This is a genomic window from Streptomyces sp. NPDC087263, assembly GCF_044744645.1.
GTDB lineage: Bacteria > Actinomycetota > Actinomycetes > Streptomycetales > Streptomycetaceae > Streptomyces.
This window is the reverse complement of record NZ_JBIUYT010000007.1, coordinates 545,840-570,748: the sequence shown is the minus strand read 5'-3', so window position 1 is coordinate 570,748 and position 24,909 is coordinate 545,840. Positions and strand designations below refer to the sequence as shown.

The following is a 24,909-nucleotide window of genomic DNA, read 5'->3' as shown; positions in this document are numbered from 1 at the left end:
TCCACCAGGTACTTCGCCCGGATGAGGGTGGCGAGCTGGCCGAGGTTCATCTCGGGGATCACCACCTTGTCGTAACGCTTCAGCACCGCGCCCAGATTGGACGGGAAGGGGTTGAGGTGGCGCAGGTGGGCCTGCGCGATGGACTCCCCGGCCGCGCGCAGCCGCCGTACCGCCGCGGTGATGGGTCCGTAGGTCGAACCCCAGCCCAGGACAAGGGTGTCGGCCGCCGCGGACGGGTCGTCCACGTCCATGTCCGGGACGGCGATGCCGTCGATCTTCGCCTGCCGGGTGCGGACCATGAAGTCGTGGTTGGCGGGATCGTAGGAGATGTTGCCCGTGCCGTCCTGCTTCTCGATGCCGCCGATCCGGTGCTCAAGGCCCGGTGTGCCCGGGATCGCCCACGGCCGGGCGAGGGTCTGCGGGTCACGCTTGTAGGGCCAGAACACCTCGCTGCCATCAGCCAGCGTGTGATTGGGCCCCTGCGCGAACTGCACCCGCAGATCGGGGAGTTCGTCGGTGTCCGGGATGCGCCACGGCTCACTGCCATTGGCCAGATAGCCATCGGAAAGCAGAAACACCGGCGTGCGATAAGTGACCGCGATACGGGCTGCCTCCAGTGCGGCGTCGAAACAGTCCGCCGGAGTCCGGGGAGCCACGATCGGCACAGGCGCCTCACCATTACGCCCGAACATCGCCTGCAACAGATCCGCCTGCTCCGTCTTCGTCGGCAGACCCGTCGAAGGCCCGCCCCGCTGGATATCGATCACCAGCAACGGCAACTCCAGCGACACCGCGAGACCAATCGTCTCCGACTTCAGCGTGACACCCGGGCCGGAGGTGGCGGTGACGGTCAGGGAGCCGCCGAAGGCCGCGCCCAGCGCCGCCCCGATGGCGGCGATCTCGTCCTCCGCCTGGAAGGTCCGTACGCCGAAGTTCTTGTGCCTGCTGAGCTCGTGCAGGATGTCCGAGGCCGGCGTGATCGGATACGAGCCCAGGAACAAGGGAAGATCTGCCTGCTTGCTCGCGGCGATCAGGCCGTACGACAGGGCCAGGTTCCCGGAGATGTTCCGGTAGGTGCCGGCCGGGAAGGCGGAGGAGGCCGGGGCGACCTCGTAGGAGACCGCGAAATCCTCCGTCGTCTCACCAAAATTCCAGCCCGCCCGGAACGCCGCGATATTGGCAGCCGCAATCTCCGGCTTCTTCGCGAACTTGGCCTTCAGGAACCGCTCCGTGCCCTCGGTGGGACGGTGGTACATCCACGACAACAGGCCAAGCGCGAACATGTTCTTGCATCGTCCCGCGTCCTTGCGTGCCAGTGCGAAGCCCGCGAGCGCCTCCACGGTGAGCGTCGTCAGCGGGACGGGGTGCACACGGTGGCTGTCCAGCGAACCGTCCTCCAGCGGACTCCTCGCATAGCCGACCTTCTGCATCGCCCGCTTGGTGAACTCGTCGGTGTTGACGATGATTTCGCCGCCGCGCGGCACGTCGTCGATGTTCGCCTTCAGTGCCGCGGGGTTCATGGCCACCAGGACGTTCGGCGCGTCGCCCGGTGTGAGGATGTCGTGGTCCGCGAAGTGCAGCTGGAATGAGGAAACGCCTGGCAGGGTGCCTGCGGGCGCTCGGATCTCGGCCGGGAAGTTCGGCAGCGTCGACAGGTCGTTGCCGAACGACGCCGTCTCCGACGTGAACAGGTCACCTGTGAGCTGCATACCGTCGCCCGAGTCGCCCGAGAAGCGGATGATGACTCGATCGAGCCGCTCTGTTTGTTTCGTCACCGGCAAAGTGCCTCTCCCTGGGGCGGAATGCGCGTGTGCAGGTATGCACCCGCATAGCCGTCGCACTGACGAGGGTTGGGCGCCCGCCGTGAGCCTAGGGGCATCCTCCGATTATTTCAATGGACGTTGAATTGTTCGGAGGGGGTTGGGGGTGAGCGTGGGCGTTGTTGAGGCGGGTGTGTCGGCGGATGCTGATGGATCATCAACGTCCCCTGTTTTCTGGGGAGTTGGGGATGATCGAAGGGCGGGAAGCTTTGACCATAGAAGTCACTCTGTGTAGACTTCATTGGCGGGTGAATTATCGTCAAGGGTGACGTTGCACGCTCTCGCAGGTCGCGGGCGCCTTCGTCGGCACCGGGGCGGGAGTACGTCCTTCGGGGGACTCGTGATGGAGAGGAAGTGCTCCGTGGCAGAGGCTAGAGGCATATCCGTAATCCGGCAGGCCATCATGCGCTCTGCCGCGGATCTCTTCGCAGAAGTCGGCTACCGTAAGGCCTCGTTGCGCGGCATCGCCGCGGACGCGGGCTGCGACCCAGCGCTGATCGCGCACTACTTCGGCTCCAAGGAGGGACTCTTCACCGTTGTGGTCGCGGAGACGGTCAGGCCGGCCGGTGTGCTCCAGGAGGCCATGGACCGGAGGGATCCCGAGGCGGCGGAGTGGCTGCTGCGGCATGCCGCGACCGACTGGGGCGACCCGGTGCAGCAGCGGCGCATCCTCGGCGTTCTGCGCTCCGTGCCGGATCTTCCGGTCGCCAGGGAGCGGATGAGTCAGTCGCTGGTTCCGGAAGGTGTCGCGGGCGTGGCTGCGGACGAGATCCGGCTGGCGCTGATCAGCAGTCTGTTCGTGGGTGTGGTGACGGCTCGTCATATGGATCTGCTTCCGCCCGAGTTGACGGTGGGTGGCGATTGCAGTGAGCTGGTGCGCGCACTGACCCCGGTCGTGGCCGCCTATCTCGCCGCGAGCCCGGCGACCGGCGGCCGCCCCGACGCTCTCTAGGTTCTGCCTCTTCGAGCTCCGTTGTTCCCAGGGTTCTGCTTCACCCTGCCCCTCGTCCTTCGGTTCTGCCTCCGCGCGTTCCCCGGGGCCGGGGCCCCGGGCGGCATCGCGACGTCAACCGGTTCGGTGTCTGTTGACTTCGTGGCCTTCCGGGCGCTCGGTGCGGCCGGACTCGGAGGTCCCTCCCGCTCCGCAACCGCTCGCTCCGTGTGTGCTCGCGGCCTGGCCGCCTGTGCTGTCCCGCGTCAAATCGGTGTGCAACCAGCGAGGTTGAGCGGACCGTCGGTGTCCGGATCGCGTCCATCGAGCTTGCGGAACATAATTCATTACTCGTAGACTTCATTGGAGAGTGAATAATTCGCAGGACGCTGCCATCGGAGAGTGGGCGGCGGACCCAGGAGGGGAACATGGATTCGATTGCTGCGGGCCTGAAGACGACGGCCCCGCCCGACCAGGGTGACACCGGGAGCCCGGCACGCTGGGTGGTCCTTGCGGTCGCGCTGTCCGCGATCTTCATGCAGATGCTGGACACCACGATCACGATGGTCGCCCTGCCCTCGCTGCAGAGCGATCTCGGCGCCACCTTCGCCGAGATCCAGCTGGTCGTCGCGGTGTACTCGCTCGCGTTCGCCTGCGCCCTCGTGACCGGAGGCCGCCTCGGCGACATCTATGGCCGCCGAAAGATCTTCCTGATCGGCATGCTGGGGTTCACCATCGCCTCGGCGCTCTGCGGGGCGGCTCCCAGTTCGGCCTTCCTCATCGGGTCCCGGGTGCTCCAGGGCTTGTGCTCCGGCCTGATGTTCCCGCAGGTCCTGTCGATCATCCAGGTAACCTTCTCGGCGAAGGAGCGCCCCAAGGCGCTTGCCATGTACGGCGCTTCGGTGGGCCTCGGAACCGTGCTCGGGCCGGTGCTCGGCGGCTGGCTGATCGACATGGACGTCCTCGGTACCGACTGGAGGGCGATCTTCTACGTCAACCTGCCTGTCGGACTGATCGCCCTGTTCCTCGGCATGGCCAAGATCCCCGAGTCCTCGGCGGGAGGTGCGCGACGGCTCGACGTCACGGGCGCAACGATCCTGAGCGCCGGCCTCTTCAGCCTGATCCTGCCGCTGGTGATCGGCCGTGAGCACGACTGGCCGGGCTGGAGCCTGGTGCTTCTCGCGCTGAGCCCGCTGCTGCTCGCCGAGTTCTTCGTGTACGAGAACCGGCTGTCGAAGCGGGCCGACAAGTCCCCTCTGGTGCCGACCGGGCTCTTCAAGGAGCGGTCGTTCACCGTCGGGCTCCTGATCAGCGTGGTGTTCTTCGCCGGTATCCCGTCGTTCTTCATGACCTTCTTCATGACCTTGCAGATCGGGTTCGACTACACCCCGATCTCCGCGGGCGTGGTCAGCCTCGGCTTCGCCGTGCTCATCGCGGTCGGCTCCGCCCGTTCGGCGGCCGTTGTCCGGAAGCTCGGCACCAAGACCCTCGCGGTGGGAACCGGACTGCTCCTTGTCGGCATGGCAGGTGTGATCGGGACCCTCCACTGGGCCGGTTCGGACCTGCGCGGCTACCAGCTGATCCCCTCGCTGATGATTGCCGGACTCGGTGGCGGCTTCTTCCTCGCTCCGTGCACCGGGATCATCCTGGCCGGTATCCGCTCCCGCGAGGCAGGGTCCGCGTCCGGCATGCTCGCCACCGTGCAGCAGGTCGGCATCGCCATCGGCATCGCGGTCGCGGGCATCCTCTTCTACGGGCTGCTCGGCTCGAACGCCGACGATGCCAGCCGTTCGGCGCTGCCCGAACTGCGCCGCGAGCTCGCGGTGGCCGGGCTGTCCGAGACCGAGCAGGCGAACGTCACCGCGGCGTTCCAGACCTGCTTCCACGACCGCATGAACCAGAAGGACCTCACCGGAACGCCGGAGAGCTGCGCGCGCATCGAGGAGGAGATGGCGAACGGCCCCGCGCCGCAGGAGGTCAAGGAGAAGGTGCAGGACGCGGTGACCGGGACGGCGGTGCCCGAAGCGCGCAAGGCCAACTTCAGCGACTCCTTCGAGCAGGTCGTGTACTGGCAGATCGGCTGCTTCGGTCTCTCCTGCCTGCTCGTGCTCGCCCTGCCGAAGATCCGCCCGGAGGACGTCCAGGACGTGCCGGGAGGCGCCTGACCGGACCTGCCCGCGGGTCTCGGCACCATGACCGCGGCGGGCCGAGCGAAGCCCCGGCGAACGCTGCCGGGGCCGGGGACTGGGGGAGAGACACCACCCCCGGTCCTCTGTGCGTATCCCAACGCCCGCGCACCGTGCGGTGAAAGGACTCCGTGAACACCGTGAACACCGTGTTCCCGGTTCTGGCGCTCGGCGTGACCTCGGCCCTGGCTTATGCCGCCGCGGCCGTCGCACAGCGGGCGGCGGCCGCGCGAGCCGCCGATCGCCCGTCGTCGGACCCCGGCCGGGTGCGGGACGCCTGGCACGGGCCGCCGCGAGCTGTCGGCTCGGTGCGAGCAGGGGGCACCCCGATACCCCGCCGGCGCAGCACCCTCGTGGCGAGGCTGCGAGGACGCTCCGCCTCCCCACGGTCGCACGTGCCGGACGCCCCCGGCTCACCGGGCCGGGGTTCGAGGAGAGGTGCTGAGCGAGGGCGCCGAAGCCTTTCCCGCTCGGGTGTGTGGTGGGTCGCCCTGCTGCTCAACTCGCTGGGCGCGGTGCTGCATACGGCGGCCCTGCGCCATGGCTCGCTCATCGCCGTGCAGATGCTCGGCGCACTCACCCTTGTCGCGGCGCCTCTGCTGTCCGCGGCCATAGAGCGCCGCCGCATGACCTCCGTGCAGTGCGCCGGCACGGCCCTGACCGTGACCGGCATAGCCGGACTGCTCATCCTCACCCGCTCCGCCGAGGCGAGCCACGTGCTCGAACCGCCGGAGGTGGCGGGCGTCGCCGCCCTGACCGCTGTGGCTCTCGGCGTCGCGACGGCGGCGGCTGCCGCCGCCCGGCGGACGATGACCAGCAGCCTGTGGTACGCGGTCGCGGCAGGGGTCGCTTTCGCCACCGCGTCGGCCCTGACCCAGACGGCCGTTCTGCAGCTGACGGGAGAGGGCGCCCGGATACGGCTCCCGCTCTCGGCGGTGCTCATCGCGGTCGGCGTGGTCTGTCTGGCGGTCGTGGGCCTCGTCCTGTGCCAACTGGCCTACCGGGGCGGCCTCGAGGCTCCGCTGGCCACCCTCACCCTCGTCAATCCCGTGTTTGCAGCTGTCATCGGTGTCGTTGTCCTCGGGGACCGCTATGTCACGGAAATCCCCGGCGCGCTGGCCGCCCTGGCCGCGACTGTCGCGGCAGGGCGGGGCGTGTTCGTCCTGGCGCACACCGAGACGGTTGCCCCGGAGGGAGGACTAGGGTTTGGACAGCCGGTCGAAGTGCACTTCGAGGGCCGGCACGAACCAGTCGAGGAGTTCCTCGAAGTCGAGCGAGGCCAGCGGCTCGACCCGGAGGACGTACCGCAGCATCACGAGTCCGGCCAGCTGCGCGGACACAAGTGAGGTGAGGGCCGGTGTCCGGTCGGTCTCCTCGTGAACCAGCCGCCGGACACACGCAGCGAAGCTGCCCTCGATCTGGTCCCGGAAGGTTTTCGAGGTCGCCTCGTCCGACAGGCCGGTACGGTAGATCGCGATCATCGCGGGCCGGGTCGACTCGTCCTCCCAGAAGGAGAGGAAGGTTCGGGCGACCTGCTCACCGCGGTTCTCCACGGATATCTCGGTCCCGGGGTCCGTCAGGGAGTCGAAGAGGGCTGACACGTCGAGACGGGACGAGACCGAATCCTGGAAAACTCCTTCTTTGTTACTGAAGAAATGGTGGATCAAGGCCGGGTCGACCTGGGCCTGCTGGGCGATGCCGCGCATGGTGGTGCCCGAGTAGCCCTTGGCCGCGAAGAGTTCCAGCGCCGTGCTGAGGATCTGCTCCTTGGTGCTGGTCTGCCCCGGGCGTCGGCCGCCGCGGGGCGAGGGCGGCTGGACACCGTGGGCCCCGTCGCCCTTCGGGGCGTCGGCCTCCTCCACCCAGCGAGTCCCGTTTCCGGTGCTCATGGGCCCCCTTCGGGTATTAATTCATGTCTCGTGGAAATCGACGGTACCAGCATCCCAGATGGGATGACTCCCCGGTAGGGAGCATTCCGGCACCTCGCACGGTTGTCGAGAAGGCGTCGCTGTGGCGGTACGGCCGCTGGCCTGATCCGATCAGAGGTCCGCACCGGGACGGGAACGGGGCGACGGGCAGAGGTACGCAGCGCGGAGCCGCCGCCCCGCCGCTCTCGTATACGAGCGTGCGCGGGGCGACGGCTCCTGATCCGGAATTCCTTCAGCGACCCACGGGATCCCCTCAGGAATTCACGAGATTGTTTCAGTGGCCAGCGAATTCTCCTCGGGAACCCGCGAGTTCCCCTCTCACCGCTCGACGCTGGGCAGCACGGTGGCCCCTGGGGTGAGGACCCGCTGGACCATGTAAGGAGCCCTGCGTTTGGCCCACAGCAGTACCTTGATTCGCTTCAACGGAGTGAAGTTGTAGTAGCGATCGGTGGGGTCACCGAAGGCGAAGAGCGGTGGGATGAAGCAGGCGTTCCGCAACTGGCCGAAAATCCGCTCCGCCGCTCCGCCCGGTGCGAGGCGGTTGTCGGCGACCTGCCGCAACAGCCGTTCCATGTCGTCGAACAGCGCAACGAAGCCCGGGTAGACGGGGAACCACATGCCGGCGCCCCGGTAGTGCTCCAACTCCCGCCACCGGTCCGGTCGGCCGGAGCTGGCCAGGGCGTCATTGCGTGCCCGCTTGAGAGAGAGGGCGGCGAACATGGAGTGCAGCAGCCAGACCCGGCAGAAGGCGTTCCACAGCCGGAAGTCGGTCGTGGCCGTGAGTGCCGAGCGAAGCAGTCGGTCCCCGTGCTCGATCAGGGACGCCTGGAATGTCTCCAGCGCCCGGAAGTGCTCCGTGGACCAGTCGCCGTCGAGCGCCGCCGCGATGATGTGTGCCGCCGCCTCGTGGACGAGCTCCGCGGTCAGGGTGACGTCACGGGAGAGCGTGAAATCGCAGCGTACGGCGGAGCGGTCGAGGACGATGAAGCCTTTGCCGGCGGTGGTGTTGGCGCCGTACTGCCAGGGCTCCCCACTCGCCCAGGGACGTACCGCGGTGGCCTGCTCGAACTGCCACTCCAGATCCGGGAACTGACGTATCAGGTGGTCGAAGTCGTCCTCTGCCGAAGCCGAGCGCTGCGGCCACAGCTTGGCGTCGAGGCTCACCGCCACACTGGTCAGGGAGGCCTCGCCGCTCCGCTGATCCCCGAACGGGACGAGCTGGATCCATCCGCCGGGAAACACCACCTGGGTCGTACCGCCCGTCCACGGCGTCCCTCCCGCGCCGGGGTCCACCCGCTGCTCCAGCGGGCGCACACCCCGCAGATGCGCAGTGAGCACCCGCGACGAGTGACGGAGTGGACGCAGAGCAGGGCCCGTGCCCAGACGTTTGAGCATCGGCGCGTCCGGCCCGGACATGTCGACCACGAACGTGGCCCCGACCGCGCTGCCGTCGGCCAGCTCGATGGTGAACTCGCCTGCCTCGCCCCGCACTTCGGTGAATGTGGGGCGGCCCTGCGGCACCTTGCTTCCGTAGCCGACGGCGAGCCGGTGCACCCAGGCCTCGACGTCGGGGCGGTACAGATGCGACTCGCCGTGCTCGCCGGGCACGTTGAACTGCACCACCTGGTGCGGCCGTACGCGTTTGCCCGGCCGCGCGTACACGAAGCCGATGCTCCGCTTGACCCCCGAGGTCTTCCGGAGCTCCTCGGGAAGCTGCCCGAAGTGCCCGAGCGCGGACAGCTCCGGGATCTCGTAGCGGCGTGCAAGCAGTTCGAAGACCTCAGCGGTGTACGGGACCGTGGTCTCGCCCGCCGGGGTGCCGGCGTCGTGGGGCGAGTCCACGAGGACCACGTCGATCCCGGCGCGGGCCAGGATCGCGGCGAGCATGGAGCCGCCCAGGTGGGCGCCGAGCACGGCGACGGTGTGCCGCGCCGCGCGCCCGGGCGGGGGCGGCGGCCCGTCGGCCGGTTCGAAGGGCAGGGCGGACTCGGCCGCCCCCACCGACTCGGCGTCCTCGGCCCAGGACCGACCCGTCGTATTCACAGGACCTCGGGCTGCCGGTCGTTCCGCGTGTTCCTCCAGGGGCATGGGTCCGTCCTCCTTCATGAGCTCTTGCGGAACCGGGAGCGCAGGAAACCGCCGAGTGCGCTGGCGACGACCGGTCCGGTGTCCGCGGCCGCGGACCCGCGCCTGGCCCAGTGCATGGTGCGCAGCATGCGCGCCGGGTTGGGGTTGTAGAAGCGGTTCGCCGGGTCGTGCAGACCGAACGGCGGGGGAGCGTAGGCGTCGTCCTGAAGCAGGTCGAACAGCTCGCCCGTGGCCCGGTCGGGTGTCATCAGACCGGCCTCGACGTCCCGGCAGGCAGACCAGGCGGCGTCGGTGATCTTGTTGAAGCCGACGCTGGCGGGGAAGAGGGCGCCGGGGTGCGGCTGAGCCTCCAACTCCCGCCAGATCAAGGGGTCCTTGGTGCGCTGGAAGCGGACGAGGCCGTCCTGGGCGTTGAGCGTGCCGAGCACCGTCCCCAGGGCCCACATACGAAACGTGGCGTTCCACATTCCGTAGTCCCGGAAGGACGTGAAGGAGGACGCCACCACCTCGTCGTGGGCGCGTACGAGCCCCTGCTGCAGGGTCTCGACATGGCGGAACCGCTCGGCGGAGAAGTCGTCGTCCTTGGTCGCCTCGATGAGCCGCCAGGCCAGCGAGTTCACCACGTCCGTGGTGTTGGTCAGGCCGCGCGAGTACAGCGCGTCCACGAATCCCGCGGCGTGCGAGGTCAGGCAGAAGCGGTCGCCGACGACCTGGCTGGAGGAGTACTGCAGCCTGCCGGTGGACACCCAGGGACGGGCGGCCTTCGCGTGCTGGAACTGTGGGGCGACAGCGGGGAACCGCTCCAGGAACTGCGCGAACTCCTGCTCGGGCGGCAGATCCGTCTTGGGATGCTTGCGCGGGTCCAGGGTCAGACCGACGCTGCACAGCCGGTTGGTGGCGCCCCGGTGGTTGTCGAAGGGGATGACCCAGACCCAGCCGCCATCGAAGACATGGTGCAGGGTGCCCTGGTGCCAGGGGCTCGGGTTGTCGTGCGCCCGCCCGGCCGGGCAGTCGTCGTACGGGCGGACCCCGACCATGTGGGTGAAGAGGGTCCGCGAGTGAGTGCGCTGCTGCGGCACCTCGTCGCGCAGCCCGAACTTCTGCGCCAGCGGCGAGTGGTGACCGCTCGCGTCCACCACGTACCGGGCGCGGATGTCGGGCCCGTCGGCGACCGCGAGGGTGACCCCGGCGCCGTCCACATCGACGTCCGACACCCGGGTGTTCAGCCGCGGCACCGCGCCGTAGCGCACCGCGACATTGAACATGTAGGCGTCGACGTCCTGGCGGAACATGTGGGACTCGGTGGACAGTGCCACCGGGATCACGAACTGGTTGATCTCGTGAGGGTCCTGGGCCTGGCCCTCGCGGTGGTAGACGAAGCCGAAGTTGCGCTTCTGGCCGGAGTTCGAGGACACCTTGGAGCGCATGGTGGAGAAGTGGCTCAGGTGCGCGATCTCCGGCACTCGGTAGCGCGCCGCCAGGATCCGCAGCATCACGGACGTGTACGGGATGGTCGACTCGCCCACCGCGAAGCGGGGATGGGCCCCGGCGTCCACCAGGACGGTCTTCACCCCGTTACGGGCGAGGATCGCCGCGAGGATGGAACCGGCGATTCCGGCGCCCAGGACGGCGACGTCATGGACAGTCTCGCCGGGGCGGTCGGGTGCGGGCAGCGGTTGCATGATGCTCGTTCCTCCAGGGTGGGGGAGAAGGCGTGGTTCTTGGCCGTCAGGTCAGGTCTGCCGGCTGCTGTGGACCGGCCTCGTCGGGGGCCGGATACCTCTTCTCGAGCAGCCCTTGAAGGAAGGAGCCCCAGTCGATGCCGGGGCAGGCGAAGAAGTCACGGCTGTTGATGTCGAGGCGCAGATCGTCCCGGCAGCGACTGATGAGCTCCATCACCATCAGGCTGTCCAGGCCCATGTCCGCGAGCCGGGTGTCCTCGGTGAGGGTGCTCAGCTCCATCCGCAGGATCTCCGACAGCTGGACGCGGACGTACTGGTTCAGCTCGTCGAGGCGCTCCTCGCGGCCGAGGCCGATCAACCGGGCGGTCAGCGGTGCCAGTTCGGTGTCCTGTGCGCCGTCCGTGACGGGGGCGCTGCGTATCCCGCTGAGCATCGGCCGTTCACGGCGCGCCTCCATCAGGTCGCGGAACAGTTCCCAGTCCGCCGAGCACACCGTGCGGTTGGCGACACCGTCGACCACGGCCTCCCCGAGCAGCTCGAGCGCGTGCTCGGGGTTGAGCTGGTGCAGCCCGATGGAGCGCAGGAAGGCCATCACCGAGTCGTCCGCGAGTCCGGACGCGGCGCCCCACGGACCCCAGCTGACCGTCGTGGCGGCCAGGCCCCGGAGCTGTCGGAAGTGCGCGAAGGAGTCCAGGAACGCGTTGGCCGCGGAGTACCCCGCCAGGTGCTGCGAACCCCAGACCGAAGCGATCGAGGAGAAGGAGACGAACAGATCCAGGTTCTGGTCGACGGTGGCGTTGTGCAGCGCCCAGGTGCCGTCCACCTTGGGGCGCAGGCAGCGGTCGTACGTCTGCGGGTCGCTCTCCCGCAGGAACTGCGGCTCCGACAGGCCCGCCGCGTGCACCACACCGCGCAACGGCCTTCCGGACAGGCCTAGTTGGTCTGTCAGTGACCGCAGTGCGGTCTCGTCGGCCACATCGAGCGCCACCACGCGTACCTCGGCGCCCTGCGTCTCGATCCGGCGGACGCCGGCGATCTTGGCCGCCGTGGCGTCGTCGAGGGCCGGGTCGTCCCAGGCCGCGCGCTCCGGCAGGCCCGTGCGGCCGAGCAGGACGACGGCGCCCGCGCCGGTCCGCGCCAGCCACTCGCCCACCAGCAGGCCGAGGCTGCCCAGGCCGCCGGTGATGAGGTAGCTGCCGAGGTCGCTCAGGTGCGGTACCGGATGCTCCGTCCCTTCGTCGCCCGGGGGAACCGGCACCAGCCGCGGTACCAGGACCGCGCCGCCGCGACGGGCCGTCAGGTCCTCGGCGGTCCGCATCGTGATGAGCCCGGCGATCTGCTCCGCTTCGTCCGCCGCGCCCGCCGGGTCCAGGTCGAGCAGACCACCCCACAGCTCGGGGTGTTCCAGGGCGGCCACCTTGCCCAGACCCCACAACGGGGCCGTCGGCAGGCAGAATTCGCTCTGTTCGGGGCCGGTCCACTGGGCGCCCCGGGTCACCACCCACAACTGGGTGGCTGCCTCCTCGACGGCCAACTTCCGGGTGACGGCCAGAAACACGTGCTCCGCCCGCTCCCGGACCTGCTCCGCCGACGCGGCGTCGTACCCGGCCACCGGCACGTCCAGGCCGCTCAGCAGGACGAGATGCCCGAACGGCCGGCCGGTGTCAAGCGCCCGCAGGGCCGCGTCCACGGACGCCTCGACGTGGCTCACCTCCGCTCCGCGAAGGGTGAGTTGCTTGGACACGGCGCCCAGCAGGCCGGCGTCCGCGCCGGTCGCGGAGACGCCCGGGCCGTCCCCGCCGATCAGCAGGACCCGATCGTCGCGCAGGCTCCGCTCGGTGAACGTCGCCGGGTCGGCCTGCTGCCAGACCTGCTCCCAGACGGTCTCCTCGCGCGCGCCGCGCGGAACGTCCTGCGGAGCAGGCATCGTCGACCGCAGATGGACATGGCGCATCATGATCAGCACGCTGCCGTCGGAGCCCAGGATCTCCAGGCCGCCACGGAGCTCGCCGTCCTCCTCGGCCGGGTCCAGCCAGCCGTGGATGTAGCGGCGGGTTCCCCCGGGCGTCGCCGTGGGCGAGGGGGCCCCTCCCGCATCGGGTGCGTTCTGCGACTGGCGCAGCAGCCCGAGCGTGAGGTCGAGCAGAGCGCCCCGGGGAAGCTCCTCGGCGATCTGGTTGACTTCGGCAAGGACCTCGCCGGAGCCCTGGTAGACCTCGTTGAGGACCGGCTCGGCCCAGCCGGGAACCGCGACGTCGGCGGGGTCGACCAGCACGCACCGGGCCCGTACGGCGTCCAGATCGCCGTCGGAGGGACGTGGGTCCGTCGGACGGCGCACCAGGACCCCGCGGGCGTGCAGCCGCCAGCTCCCGCTCTCGGCGGACTCCACGCCGTGCCGCGAGAAGCACAGGAACAGGGAGCGGCCTTCGTCGTCCTGCGGCAGCACATAGACCCGTATCTGGGCCGGACGGTGCTCGGGGTCCAGGAGCAGCGGCTCACCCACCACGAAGCGGTCGACCAGCCGGGGCTGCGCGCCGGGGAGCTTCGCGGCGCCGGCCAGGGCCCAGTTGCAGAAGCCGCCCGCCGACACGGACCGGCGGCCGTCCGGGCCGGTCTGGACGAACATCTCGGACAGCTCGTCGAGTCGAGGCGAGAACGTGGGCGAGCCGGACAGCAGATGGCCCTCGAAGAGCGCACTAGGGGTGTTGTCGGCCGCGAGCTCCGGATTGCCGCCCGGGACCTCGTCGTTGAACCAGTAGCGCTCGCGCTGCCACGGATAGGTGGGCAGGGGGGTACGGCGCGGCCGCTCATCGCTGTGCACGGCGTTCCAGTCGACCGGTACGCCGCGGTGGTGCAGGGCGCCCAGCGCCTGGCCCACGATGTGGGCGTCCTCGCGGTCCCGGCGCAGCGACGGAATCCAGGCGACGCCGTCCTCGGGCAGGGAGCGGGCCCCGAGGCCGAGAAGCACGGGCGCGGGGCCGAGCTCCAGGAACGTACGGCAGCCCGTCTCGTACAGCGTGGTGACACCCTGGGCGAAGCGCACCGGTGCCAGGACGTGCTCGGACCAGTACGCGGCGCGCAGTTGCTCGGGGCCCCACTCCCGGCCGGTGACGTTGGAGATGATCGGATACTTCGGCTGATGGAACGTCAAACTCTCGGTCACCTTGCGGAATTCGTCGAGCATCGGGGCCATCAGCGGTGAGTGGAAGGCGTGCGAGACGGCGAGGCGGCGGTGCTTGACGCCGCGCTCGGCGAGCAGCCCGATCACCTTGCCCACCTGTTCCTCGGGGCCGGACAGGACCACGTCGGTGGGGCCGTTCACCGCGGCCAGTGCGACCTGCGGTACCGGTCCCGCTTCGGTGACCGCCGCGCGCACCGTCTCCTCGTCGCAGACCAGGGTCTCCATCACGCCGCCCGCGGGCAGCGCTTCCATGAGACGGGCGCGGGCCGTGACCAGGCGGGCGGTGTCCTCGAGCGAGTGCACACCGGCGACGCACGCCGCGGTGATCTCGCCCAGGCTGTGCCCGATCAGTGCGGTCGGGCGGATCCCCCAGGACGTCCACATCTTCGCGAGCGCGTACTCGACGGCGAACAGCGCGGGCTGCGTGAAGCCCGTGCGGCCGATGCGCTCGCTGTCCCCGTTGCCCTCCAGGACCGGGCCCAACGGCTCGTCGAGGTGCTGGTCCAGGGCCTCGACGCACTCGGCGAGCGCACTGGCGAAGACCGGCTCGGCGGCCGCGAGACCCGAGGCCATCCCGGCGTACTGCGAGCCCTGGCCGGTGAACAGCCAGCCCAGGCGGCGTGCCTTGGTGCCCGTCGGCGAGTGCGCCGTCACCTGCTCGGCCCGCTCGCCCGCGGCGAACGCGGCCAGTCCCGCGGCGAGTTGCTCGCGGTCGCCGGTCACGCTCAGCCCATGTTTCATCCGGGCCCGCCCGATGTGGGTCGAGTAGCGGATGTCCGACAGGGTGCGCGGATCCGCCTCCCGTACGGGGGCCTCGTACGCCGTCGCCATGGCGCGCAGCGCCTCCTGACTGTTGGCGCTGAGGGTCAGCAGTCCCATCCTGCGGGGCGTCCCCTCCCGGGGGACGGGCTGCGGTGCCTCGGTGATCACGGCGTGCGCGTTGGTGCCGCTGGCGCCGAAGCTGCTCACGCCGGCGATCCGGGGCCCTTCCGGCCAGCTGGTGCTCTCCGTGGTGATCTTCAAGTTGATGGCGTCCCAAGGGACTTGGGCGCTGGGGTTGTCCAGGTGCAGATGCCGGGGGAGCGTGTCGTGCTGGAGGGCCAGGACGACCTTCAGCAGACCCGCGGCCCCGGCGGCCGGCTCCAGATGGCCGATGTTGGTCTTCACCGAGCCGACCAACAGCGGCCGTTCGGCCGGGCGGCCGGCGCTGGTGACGGCGTTGAGGGCCTTCAGCTCGATCGGGTCGCCCAGCGGGGTGCCGGTGCCGTGTGCCTCGACGTAGGTGAGTTCGGCGGGGGCGACGCCGGCGTCCTTGAGCGCGGAGCTGATGACGTTCTGCTGTGCGGAGGGGTTCGGGACCGTCAGGCCGCTGCTGCGCCCGTCGTGCTCCGTCGCCACGCCGCGGACCACGGCCAGGATGCGGTCCCCGGCGGCCTCGGCCTCGCTCAGCCGCTTGAGCACGAACAGCGCGCCGCCCTCGCCGCGCGCGTATCCGTCCGCCGAGGCGTCGAACGTCTTGCACCGGCCGTCGGGCGACAGCGCGCGCAACTTGCTGACCAGCACGAAGCCGTACGGCGACAGCATCAGGTTCACCCCGCCGACCAGCGCCGTGTCGCAGGCACCGGACCGCAGCGACAGGACGGCCTGCTCGAGCGCCACGAGCGAGGACGAGCACGCCGTGTCGATCACCATGCTGGGTCCCTGGAACCCGAAGGTGTACGAGACGCGCCCGGCCAGGAAGCTCGGCTCGCCGATCAGCTGGTAGGCGTCGACGTCCGCCATCGCGCCCTTCTGCTGACGCATTCGCACGTAGTCACTGGTACTGGCGCCGAGGAAGACCCCGACCCGGCTGCCCTCCAGGCCGCTCGGGGGCAGGCAGGCGTTCTCCATGGCCTCCCAAGCCAGTTCGAGCACCAGGCGCTGCTGCGGGTCCATGCCCGCCGCCTCACGGGGCGAGATGCCGAAGACGGTCGGATCGAAGGTGTCCACCGGCCCGTCGAGAAAGTTCCCTGCCAGCGTGTACGCGGTGCCCGGGTGGTCGGGGTCCGGGTTGTAGAAACCGGCGACCGAGTGCCGTTCCTCGGGGAACTCCGAGGTCGAGTCGCGGCCGTCGGACAGCGACTGCCAGAACTCCGCGGGTGTCGCTCCACCCGGGAGCCGGCAGGAGAGACCGATCACCGCCAGTGGCTGTGGCTTCTGAAGTTCCTGCACCCGTGCGCGCAGGCTGCGGATAGTGCCGAGGGAGTCCTTCAGGCGGCCGCGGAGGACATCCTGGCTCGCCTGCCCGGGCTGGCTCTTCGTCATCGGTTCTCCTCAAACCCAAGCTTCAGTGAGTCGGAGATCTCCGACTCCAGCTGGCGTAGCAATTCGTCGTCGTCGAGGTCGTCCGCTCCGCCGGGATCGTCGTGCTCGCCCGGGTCCGTGGTGGCCATGGGCGTGGAGCCGGGATCGTCGGCCGGATGTCCGAGCAGCTCAAGGAGGTGCGTGCTGAGCGCCAGTGCGGTGGGGTGCTCGAAAGCGACCGTCGAGGACAGCTCGGTCTCCAGCTCCCGGGAGAGCTTCAGCCGCAGCGTGAGAGACATGACCGAGTCCATCCCGAGCTCGAAGAAGCCGTGCTCGGCCTGGAGGTCGTCCTCCGGCAGGCAGAGGACCTCGGCGACCTGGGCGCAGACCCAGTCGAGCATCCGGTCGCGGCGCTGCGCGGGGTCGAGATCGCCGAGCCCGGCCACGAAAGCCGTGCCGCCGCCGCGCTTGGCGACCCCCAGGACCGCGCGGAACAGCTCCCGGTGCGGGGCGTCGGCGAGTGCGCTCCCGAACAGCTCCCAGTTGACGTCGGCCACGCACGCGTGCACCGTGTTGTCCCAGGCCAGCAGGTCCAGCGCGGTGACGAGGTCCTGCTCGCGCAGTGGTGCGACCCCGCTCGCCTTCAGCAGTAAAATCGTCCGTTCGTCGAGGAGCCGGCTGCCTTCGAGAGGCATCAGCTCGACATGCGCCACGGGCAGCCCTGAGGCCCTGCGCCGCGCCGCCAGCGCCCGCAGCGACCAGTCGGACGGGGCGGCCGCGCCCGTGATCGCACCGCCCCAGGTGCCCGGCACGGAGCCGAGGAGGACGAAGAGGCGTACGGGGTCCTTGGCGGTGAACCGATGCAGCAGCTCGGCTGTCTCGGCGCGGTTCGACTCGGCCCGCAGGGCGGCGTCGGTGGTCTCCTCCAGCGGGGTCGCCGCCCCCGGAGCGCCCGCGCACACCACCCCCGCGATTCCGACATCCGCCCGCAACTGCTCGATCAGCTCAGCCAGTTCCTCCCGGGAGCCGTGGGTGCGCACGGTGCGGATCTCGGCGCCCAGGGCGCGCCAGGCGGCGATCCGGTCCTCATGGGCCAGCCGTTCCTCGCCCGCGGGCTCTGTGTCGGCGAGCACGATCCTCCGGGCACCTGCACCGACCAGCCAGTCCACCGTGGGGGGAGCCAGAGTGCCACCCGCGCCGGTCACCAGATGCCAGCGGTCGGCGGACAACGCCCGGTGCGGGATCAGGTCCGGCGCCTCGGCACGGATCAGTGACCCGACCTGGACCGAGGAGTGCTCCACACGGATGTGCTCATCTCCTGGAGCGCGTAGCAGTCGGCTGACAAGCGTGCGCAGTTCCTCGGCGCTGCCGCGGCTCAGGTCGACATGCCCGCCCCACGCGTCCGGCCGCGTCATCGCGAGAGTGCGGCCGAGTCCGGCGTGCGCCCCCTGGTTGCCGTCGGGGAAGCCCTCGTGGCCGGTGGGCAGCAACGCGTTCCGGGTGACCAGCCAAAGCCGTGGCGCTGCGCTCTCGGTGTTGGCCAGCGCGGCGGTGAGCGCGGTGGTGACGCGCCATCCGTCGGGGCGCGAGTCGAGGTCCTCCAGCGGCCACAGATCGCAGATGCCGGTGGTGGTCTCGTTGGCGTGCACCGCGAGGAGCGTCTCCCACGCCTCGCGGTCGGCCGGGTCCAGCGCGAGATCGTCGTCACCCCCGCCACCGCGTGCCGCGCCCAGCGAACGCACCCGGCGCACCTCGCAGCCCGCGGCCCGTAGCTCCTCGGCCACTGTCCCCGCCAGATGCTCGGTGTCACCGCACACCAGCCAGCGCGTCGCCGGCGCGACGTCGGTGGCGTCACGGTCGGTCGGCCGCTGCCCCGCGGGGCTCCAGACCATCCGATACAGCAGGCCCTCCATCCGGTCCCGGTCGGCGTCGGGCCGGGCCGGGGGCGGGGAGGCGGCCAGGCGGAGCCCGGTCAGCTCCACCACGGCCCGTCCCGCGGCGTCGAGTACGGTCACGTCCGCTTCCGGCAGCTCGTCCGCACCGACGCGGACAGGGCCCCGGTACACCCGTACGGTGCCCTCGACCGCTGCCCTGCACCGGACCGACGCGACGGCCGCGGGCAGTGACTCCCCGCCGGATGGTTCCGTGCGCTCGGCCGAGCCGTCCGCGACCAGGCGCAGCGCCAGACGCAGCAGATCGGCGGGCAGTCGATGGCGGGAGGTGCCGTCGGGCAGTTCCACGGTCACTTCCGCGGCCCCCGGTCCACTGCCGGCCGACCGCACCCCCAGTGCGGGAAAGCCGTCGGCCAGCGTGGCCCGGAGGGGCTCGTCGTCCACGACTGCGGTGAGGTCGACGGCGTTCGACGGCGCGGCGCCCGGCGCCTGCACGGCTGCGCTCAGTGCCGGATCGGCCGGGGCGTCCGCGGAGAGCGAGCGCAGCAGCACGCTGCCCTGTCGCGTGTCGACCACGGCCTGGAGCTCGGCCCTGCTGTCGCCGCCCGTGCGGGGCGGCGTGCCGAACCGGACGTCGTCGAGCGCCGGCGCCGGGGAGCCCGTCGCCGCGGCGCTGCACAGGGCCGCCTCCAGGAGCGCGGCCGCCGACACCGTCGTACGGGATCCAGCCGCGGAGATCTGCCAAGGGCTGCGGGTGCCGTCGACCGACACCGGAAGCAGCGCCGTCCACGACGCGGTCGCCGGCCGCACCGGCGCCCCGACCAGGGAGCCCGACGGGGCGGCGCGGTCCACCGGCGGATCCGGCAGCCAGTGCTCTTTTCGCTGCCACGGATAGGCGGGCAGATCCACGACCGTGCGACCGGGACCGGCGAACGCCGTCCAGTCCACCGGGACGCCGTGCGCGTGCAGGGCGCCCAGGCAGGCCAGCAGAGAACCCACCTCGTCCTCGTCGCGGACCAGTGAGGGCAGCACGAGCGGACCGCTCACCCCGGCCTCCGCCAGGGACTCCTCGGTGCCGGACACCAGCACGGGGTGCGGGGACACCTCGACGAACACCCGGTCCTGCGGGTCGTCGACCGCGCTCACCGCGTCCTGGAAGAACACCGTGTCGCGCAGATTGCGGCCCCAGTACTCGGCGGTGAGCGAGGAGCCCGGTACCTCGCCGCCTGCCACGGAGGAGTACACCGGGATACGGGTCTCGGAGGGCACCAGATGCGCGAGCCCGGACACCAGCCGTTCCCGCAAGGGCTCCATCAGCGGTGAGTGCGGGGCGACCGGAACCTTGATGCGGCGGACGAACACATTCGCCTCGGCCAGCTCCTGGGTCAGTTCGTCGAGGGCGTCGAGGTCCCCCGCGACCACGGTGGTGCGCGGGCCGTTGATCGTGGCGATGCCCAACTTGTCCTCGTACAGGACCAGATACGGCGCGAGTTCCTGCCGGGGCAGCCCGACGACGATCGAGCCACCGGTGCCGATGATCGTGTCCAGGAGCCGCGAGCGCAGGCACAGGATCTCCGCGGCCTGCGCCAGGGTCAGTGCCCCGGCGGCCCACGCGGCGGCGACCTCGCCCATGCTGTGCCCGACGACCGCCTCGGGCACCACGCCCCAGCTGCGCCACAGCTCGACCAGGCCGACCTGCACCGCGAAGATCAACTCCTGCGGGATGCCCTCGTCGAACGGGCGGCTGTCCGGCTCACCGCGCAGCGAGGCCAGCGGGGACCAGGCGATCCACTTGCGCATCTCCTCCTCGCAGCGCAGCACGGCACCCCTGAACACCGGCTCGCTTTGCAGGAGTTGGCGTCCCATCCCGGGCCACTGGGAGCCGAACCCGGAGAAGACGAACACACAGGAGCGCTCCAATTCCGCCGAGCCGGCGAGTACCCCGGGGTGTTCCTCGCCCTTCGTCAGGGCGCGCAGGGCCGAGCGGACCCCGACGAGGTCCTGGCCGACCACGACGGCCCGGTGGTCCAGATGGCTGCGGCGTACGGAAGCGGTGTACGCGAGATCGGCGAGGGTGTGCGCGTCGTCCGACTCCAGCAGCGTCAGGTACTGCTTGGCGGCGCTGGGCAGTGCGAAGGCCTGGGCGGCGGAGAGCGGTAGCGCGAAGCGCGCCGGGGGCTCGGTGTCCGCCTCGCGGGGGGAGCGCGGTGCGTCCGGCGGCTCGGCGACCAGTACATGGGCGTTCGTACCGGTGAAGCCGAAGGAGCTGACTCCCGCGATCCGGCGCCGCCCCTTCTCAGGCCACTGCTCGCGGCCCTCGGCGATCTCCAACTTCAGCTCTTCCCAGGCAACTTGGCTGGTCGGCGCGGTGGTGACCCCGATGTGCGGGGCGATCCGCCCGTGGTGCACCGACAGGACCGCCTTGATGAGACCGGCCATACCGGCGGCGGCCTCCAGGTGCCCGATGTTGGGCTTGGCCGAGCCGACGAGCAGGGGCGCGCCGTCGCCCGCCCCGGGACGCAGGGCCTGCGCGAGGGCGCGCAGCTCGATCGGGTCGCCCAGCGGGGTTCCGGTCCCGTGCGCCTCGGCGTAACCGACGTCATGTCCGGACAACCCGGCCTGGTCCAGGGCCTGTTGGATGAGCGCACGCTGAGCTGTGCCGTTCGGCACGGTCAGACCACTGCTTGCGCCGTCCTGGTTCACGGCGCTCCCGGGCAGTACGGCGTAGACGCGGTCGCCGTCGGCGAGCGCGGTGGACAGCCGCTTGAGCACGACCGCTCCGGAACCCTCGCCGCGCAGATAGCCGTCGGCCGCCTCATCGAAGGTGCGGCAGTGGCCGCTGGGGGAGAGCGCGCCGCCGGCCGAGACGGACACCGGGATCACCGGGCTGAGGATCACGTTGACGCCACCGGCCACCGCGAGGTCGCTCTCACCCTGGCGCAGGCTCTGCATGGCCAGGTGCACCGCGGTCAGGGAGGAGGAGCAGGCGGTGTCCACCGCCATGCTGGGTCCGGTCAGGCCGAGGAAGTAGGAGAGCCGCCCGGACGCTCCGGCGAAGGAGTTTCCCGTGCCGTAGTAGAGGTCCACGTCCTGGAGTTGGCTGCCGACGTGCTGGGCGTGGTCCGAGCTGTTCATGCCGACGAAGACGCCGGTCGCGGAACCGCGCAGCCGGTCCCTGGTCGCCCCGGCGTCCTCCAGGGCCTCGTAGGCGACTTCGAGGAAGAGCCGGTGCTGCGGGTCCAGGCTGCGCGCCTCACGCGGTGAGATCCGGAAGAAGGCCGCGTCGAAGCCTCGTACGTCGTCGAGATAGCCGCCGCGCAGCGAGGTCATGGTGCCCGGCGTCCACGCGCCGTCGGAAAGGAACGCCTTGCCGTCCCAGCGGTCCGACGGCACGTCACGGATGACCTCGCGGCCGTCGAGCAGCAGGCGCCAGTAGTCCCGCACCGACGGACTGCCGGGGAAGCGGCAGCTCATGCCGACGATGGCGATCGGGTCGGCGGCCGGGGCTGTTTCGGGTGCTGTGCCCGGTGCCGAGGGTGAGGCGGTCGCCGGTGCCGGTGCCAGTGGTGAGGCGGGTGCCGGTGCCGGGGCCGGTGGTGAGGCGGGTGCCTCCGGTGCCTTCCGCGCGGCGATCCGCGGCAGCAGATGGTCCACCAGGTCGTCCAGGCACGGGCGTTCGAAGGGCATGGAGAGCGGGATCTCCATGCCGAGTCGCGTCCCGAGGCGGTCCACGAACTCCACGATGCTCAGCGAGTCCAGGCCGAGATCGGCGAAGCCGCGCCGGGGAGAGATGCGCCGGCCCGGGTCCTGGCCGAGGATCTCGCCCAGGATCTCGGACGTCTGCCGCATCAACGTCCTGCGGTCGCGATCGGTCCCGGCCCCGTCGGCCGGGACCGAGGCCGCGTCCGCGGCGTTCCCTGTCCCGTCCGCCACGGCTCCCGCAGGGGGATGGAGCGGGGCGGTGGCGGACGGGACGGCTTCCCGGTCGGCCCCGTCGGGGGTCGGGACCGTGACACGGGAGTCGTCGGCGGAGCCGGAGGTCTCCGCCGGGGTGGTCGCGGGGCCGCCGGTGGGCGTCCCGCTCAGGTCGAGTTGGTGCGCGGGTCCCAGGGGCCTGCCTGTCGGATCCAGCAACTGCACGGAGAGCCGGGCCGGTGCGGGCCCCGCGTCGGGGACCGCGCCCGGGACGTACTGCGTGCCGGGGGACACCCCGGGCAGCCAGAACGACTCGTGCTGCCATGGGTGCCGGGGCAGCTCCGTGAGACGGCCCGGGATCAGCTCGGCCCAGCGGACATCGGCGCCCGCGCAGTGCAGTTCGGCGAGAGAGGCGAGTAGCACCGCGGGCCCGTCGGCGTCCCTGCGCAGCGAGCCGACCGCGACGCCCTGGCGCCGCAGCGACTTGAGGGCGTCGGTCAGGGGTCGTACGAGAGTGGGGTGCGGGCCGATCTCGACGAAGTCGGCGCCACGGTCCTCAAGCAGGTCCCGCACCGCGGGCCAGAAGCGTACGGGGCGCAGCACGTTGGCGGCCCAGTACGTGGCGTCGAGCAGGGCCGGGGGCTCGTCCGGCCAGACGGTGGACACGAACGCCTCTGGTGTGGGACTGGGCGTCAAGTCGCCCAGTTCGCCCAGGAGTTCCTCGGCGAAGGGAGCCATGGCCGGACTGTGGAACGCGTAGTCCCCGGGTAGGAACCGCGTGGTGACGGAGCGCTCGCGCAGCAGCGAGGCGATCGCCGTCAGATCTTCCTCGGATCCGGCGAGCACCGTGGAGTTCGGCCCGTTGACCGTCGCGACGGTGACCGCTCGGCCGGTTCCGGCGACCGCCTGCAGGGCTTCGTCCTCGGACAGCGCCGCCGCGAGCATCCGCCCGGTGCCCGCGGCGGCGCTCATGATCCGCCCTCGCCGGATGGCCAGGCCGAGGGCGGTGGCCAGGTCGAGCGCGCCGGTGAAGCACGCGGCCGAGATCTCGCCGAGGCTGTGTCCGACGACCTTGGACGGCTCCACCCCGCGGGCGCGCCAAACCTCGGCGATCGCCAACTGCAGTGCTACGAGCGCGGGTTGGGCCAATTCGGTGGCAGTGAGGTCGCTCTCGCCGAACAACTCGCGCAGGCCGGGGAGACCGGCCTCGCGCAGCAACGCGTCGCTGCGCTCCAGACTGGCGGCGGCGACCGGCTCGCGATCCCACAGGTCCAGGCCCATACCGCGCCACTGCGAGCCCTGCCCGGAGAAGACGAAGACGGTCCGGTGGCGCCGCCGGGGCTCGGCGGTCCCGGTGATGGTGCGCTCGTCGGGGTTTCCCCCGGCCAGCTCGCGCAGCGAGGCGCGCAACTCCTCGGCGTCCGCGCCGATCACGGTGGCCCGCGCCTCGTGGTGGGTGCGCCGGAGCGCCGCGGTGTGCAGCACGTCATCGAGGGAGCCGAGGGTGTTGGGCGGCCGTTCACCGCTGAGGTCGAGGGCGCCGGCCAGGTCCCGCGCCCGTTCCTGGAGCGCGGCCTCCGTGGAGCCGGACAGCAGCAGCACCCGGGGTGAGGCTTCTCGCGGCGCCGCGAGAGGCTCGGGCTCCGGCGGGGCGGAGAGCAGCAGATGGGCGTTGGTGCCGCTGAGACCGAAGGCACTCACCCCGAACAGGGTGTCCTCGGTCGCGTCCAGTGGACTGGCCTCGGCCGAGATGCTCAGGGGCCCGTCGGCCCAGGGTATGGCCGGGTTGGGGGTGCCGAGATGCAGTTGCGGCGGGACCACCCGGTGCCGCGCGGTCAGCACGGTCTTGATCAGAGCGGCGACACCGGCGGCGGCGTCCGTGTGCCCGAAGTTGGCCTTGTGCGAGCCGATGCGGAGCTTGCGCCCAGGGTCCCGGCCGGGCCCGAACACCTCCGACAGCGCGAAGGCCTCGATCGGGTCCCCGAGCGGTGTACCGGTGCCGTGCGTCTCCACATAGGCGACCTCGTTCGCGCCGGCGTCGGCCCGGACCAGCGCGTCCTGGATCAGGGACTTCTGCGCCGAGGCGTTGGGGACGGTCAGGCCGGCGCTGCGGCCGTCGTGGTTGAAGGCGCTGCCGCGGATGACCGCGAGCACCCGGTCGCCGTCCGCGAGTGCGTCGTCGAGCCGCTTCAGTACGACGACGCCGCACCCTTCACCGCGTACGATGCCGTCCGCGTCGGCCGCGAACGGCTTGCAGCGCCCGGTGGGCGACAGGGCCTGCACCTTGCTCATGAAGATGGAGAGTTCGGGGGCGGCGAGGACGTTGACGCCGCCCGCGAGCGCGGTGTCGGCCTCGCCACTGGCCAGGCTGCGGCAGGCCAGGTGCACCGCCACCAGGGACGAGGAGCACGCGGTGTTCACGGAGAGCGCGGGCCCGTGCAGTCCCAGGGTGTAGGCGACGCGGCCGGGGGCGAAGCTGAACTCCTTGCCGCTGGCGTAGTAGGGGTCGATGCCCTTCACGCCGCGGGTCTTGGAGTGCAGCAGGGTGTAGTCCATGCCGAGCATGCCGAAGAAGACGCCGGTGCGGGACCCCGCGAGGCCGGGCTTGGTGAGCCCCGCGTGTTCCAGTGCCTCCCACGAGACTTCGAGCAGGAGCCGCTGCTGCGGGTCCATCTCGCGTGCCTCACGGAACGAGATGCCGAAGAAGTCCGCGTCGAACTGGTCGAGCCCGGGCAGGACACCGGCGTAGCGGCAGTACCCGGTGCCCGGCGCGGACCCGTCCTCGCTGATGTACTCGGGACCCCATCGCTCAGGGGGGATCTCCCCGATCACATCGACACCGTCCCGAAGTACGTGCCAGAAGGAGTCGAGATCGACCACGCCTCCCGGGTAACGGCACCCGATGCCGACGAGTGCTATGGCCGGATCGGTGGTGATTCCGTTGCGGGCGGGCATGGATCCCCCTCATGGAGTGCGGCGGACGAACTGGTGACGAGAGAAGCC

The 24,909-nt window shown here is 70.8% G+C and carries 8 protein-coding genes; 2 read left to right on the top strand and 6 right to left on the bottom strand.

Annotation, left to right across the window (positions count from 1 at the left end; translation table 11 throughout):
- Positions 1-1,775 (bottom strand): 2-oxoacid:acceptor oxidoreductase subunit alpha (locus ACIPC1_RS25155; protein WP_402520558.1); only part of this gene is annotated, 1,775 nt, incomplete at its 3' end.
- A 406-nt stretch (positions 1,776-2,181) separates the two neighbouring features.
- Here ACIPC1_RS25155 and ACIPC1_RS25150 point away from each other — a divergent pair.
- Both ACIPC1_RS25150 and ACIPC1_RS25145 read left to right on the top strand, forming a co-directional pair.
- Positions 2,182-2,772, top strand: coding sequence for a TetR/AcrR family transcriptional regulator (locus ACIPC1_RS25150; RefSeq protein WP_402520556.1), 591 nt, complete (start codon positions 2,182-2,184; stop codon positions 2,770-2,772).
- A gap of 407 nt (positions 2,773-3,179) precedes the next feature.
- A complete protein-coding gene (locus tag ACIPC1_RS25145; RefSeq protein WP_402520554.1) occupies positions 3,180-4,916 on the top strand; it encodes an MFS transporter in 1,737 nt (578 codons plus the stop codon).
- Between the two features lie 1,220 nt (positions 4,917-6,136).
- Here the strand turns inward: ACIPC1_RS25145 and ACIPC1_RS25140 are convergent.
- The 5 genes from ACIPC1_RS25140 to ACIPC1_RS25120 all read right to left on the bottom strand — a co-directional run bounded on the left by ACIPC1_RS25140 (position 6,137) and on the right by ACIPC1_RS25120 (position 24,861).
- On the bottom strand, positions 6,137-6,826 hold the full coding sequence (locus ACIPC1_RS25140; protein ID WP_402520552.1) for a TetR family transcriptional regulator: 690 nt from the start codon (positions 6,824-6,826) through the stop codon (positions 6,137-6,139).
- A 357-nt stretch (positions 6,827-7,183) separates the two neighbouring features.
- Entirely contained in the window at positions 7,184-8,953 is a 1,770-nt protein-coding gene (locus ACIPC1_RS25135; protein WP_402520550.1) for an NAD(P)/FAD-dependent oxidoreductase, read from the bottom strand.
- A gap of 14 nt (positions 8,954-8,967) precedes the next feature.
- Positions 8,968-10,635 carry an NAD(P)/FAD-dependent oxidoreductase gene (locus ACIPC1_RS25130; protein WP_402520548.1) on the bottom strand — a complete coding sequence of 556 codons (1,668 nt, stop codon included), beginning with the start codon at positions 10,633-10,635 and terminating at the stop codon, positions 8,968-8,970.
- Positions 10,636-10,681: 46 nt separating this feature from the next.
- Positions 10,682-16,120, bottom strand: a complete 5,439-nt coding sequence (locus ACIPC1_RS25125) for a type I polyketide synthase (RefSeq protein ID WP_402520546.1) — start codon at positions 16,118-16,120, stop codon at positions 10,682-10,684.
- The gene (locus ACIPC1_RS25120; protein ID WP_402520544.1) at positions 16,117-24,861 is read right to left on the bottom strand and encodes a type I polyketide synthase; all 8,745 of its coding nucleotides are present in this window, start codon (positions 24,859-24,861) and stop codon (positions 16,117-16,119) included. The genes ACIPC1_RS25125 and ACIPC1_RS25120 overlap by 4 nt, the downstream gene beginning before the upstream one ends.
- Positions 24,862-24,909 lie beyond the last annotated feature (48 nt).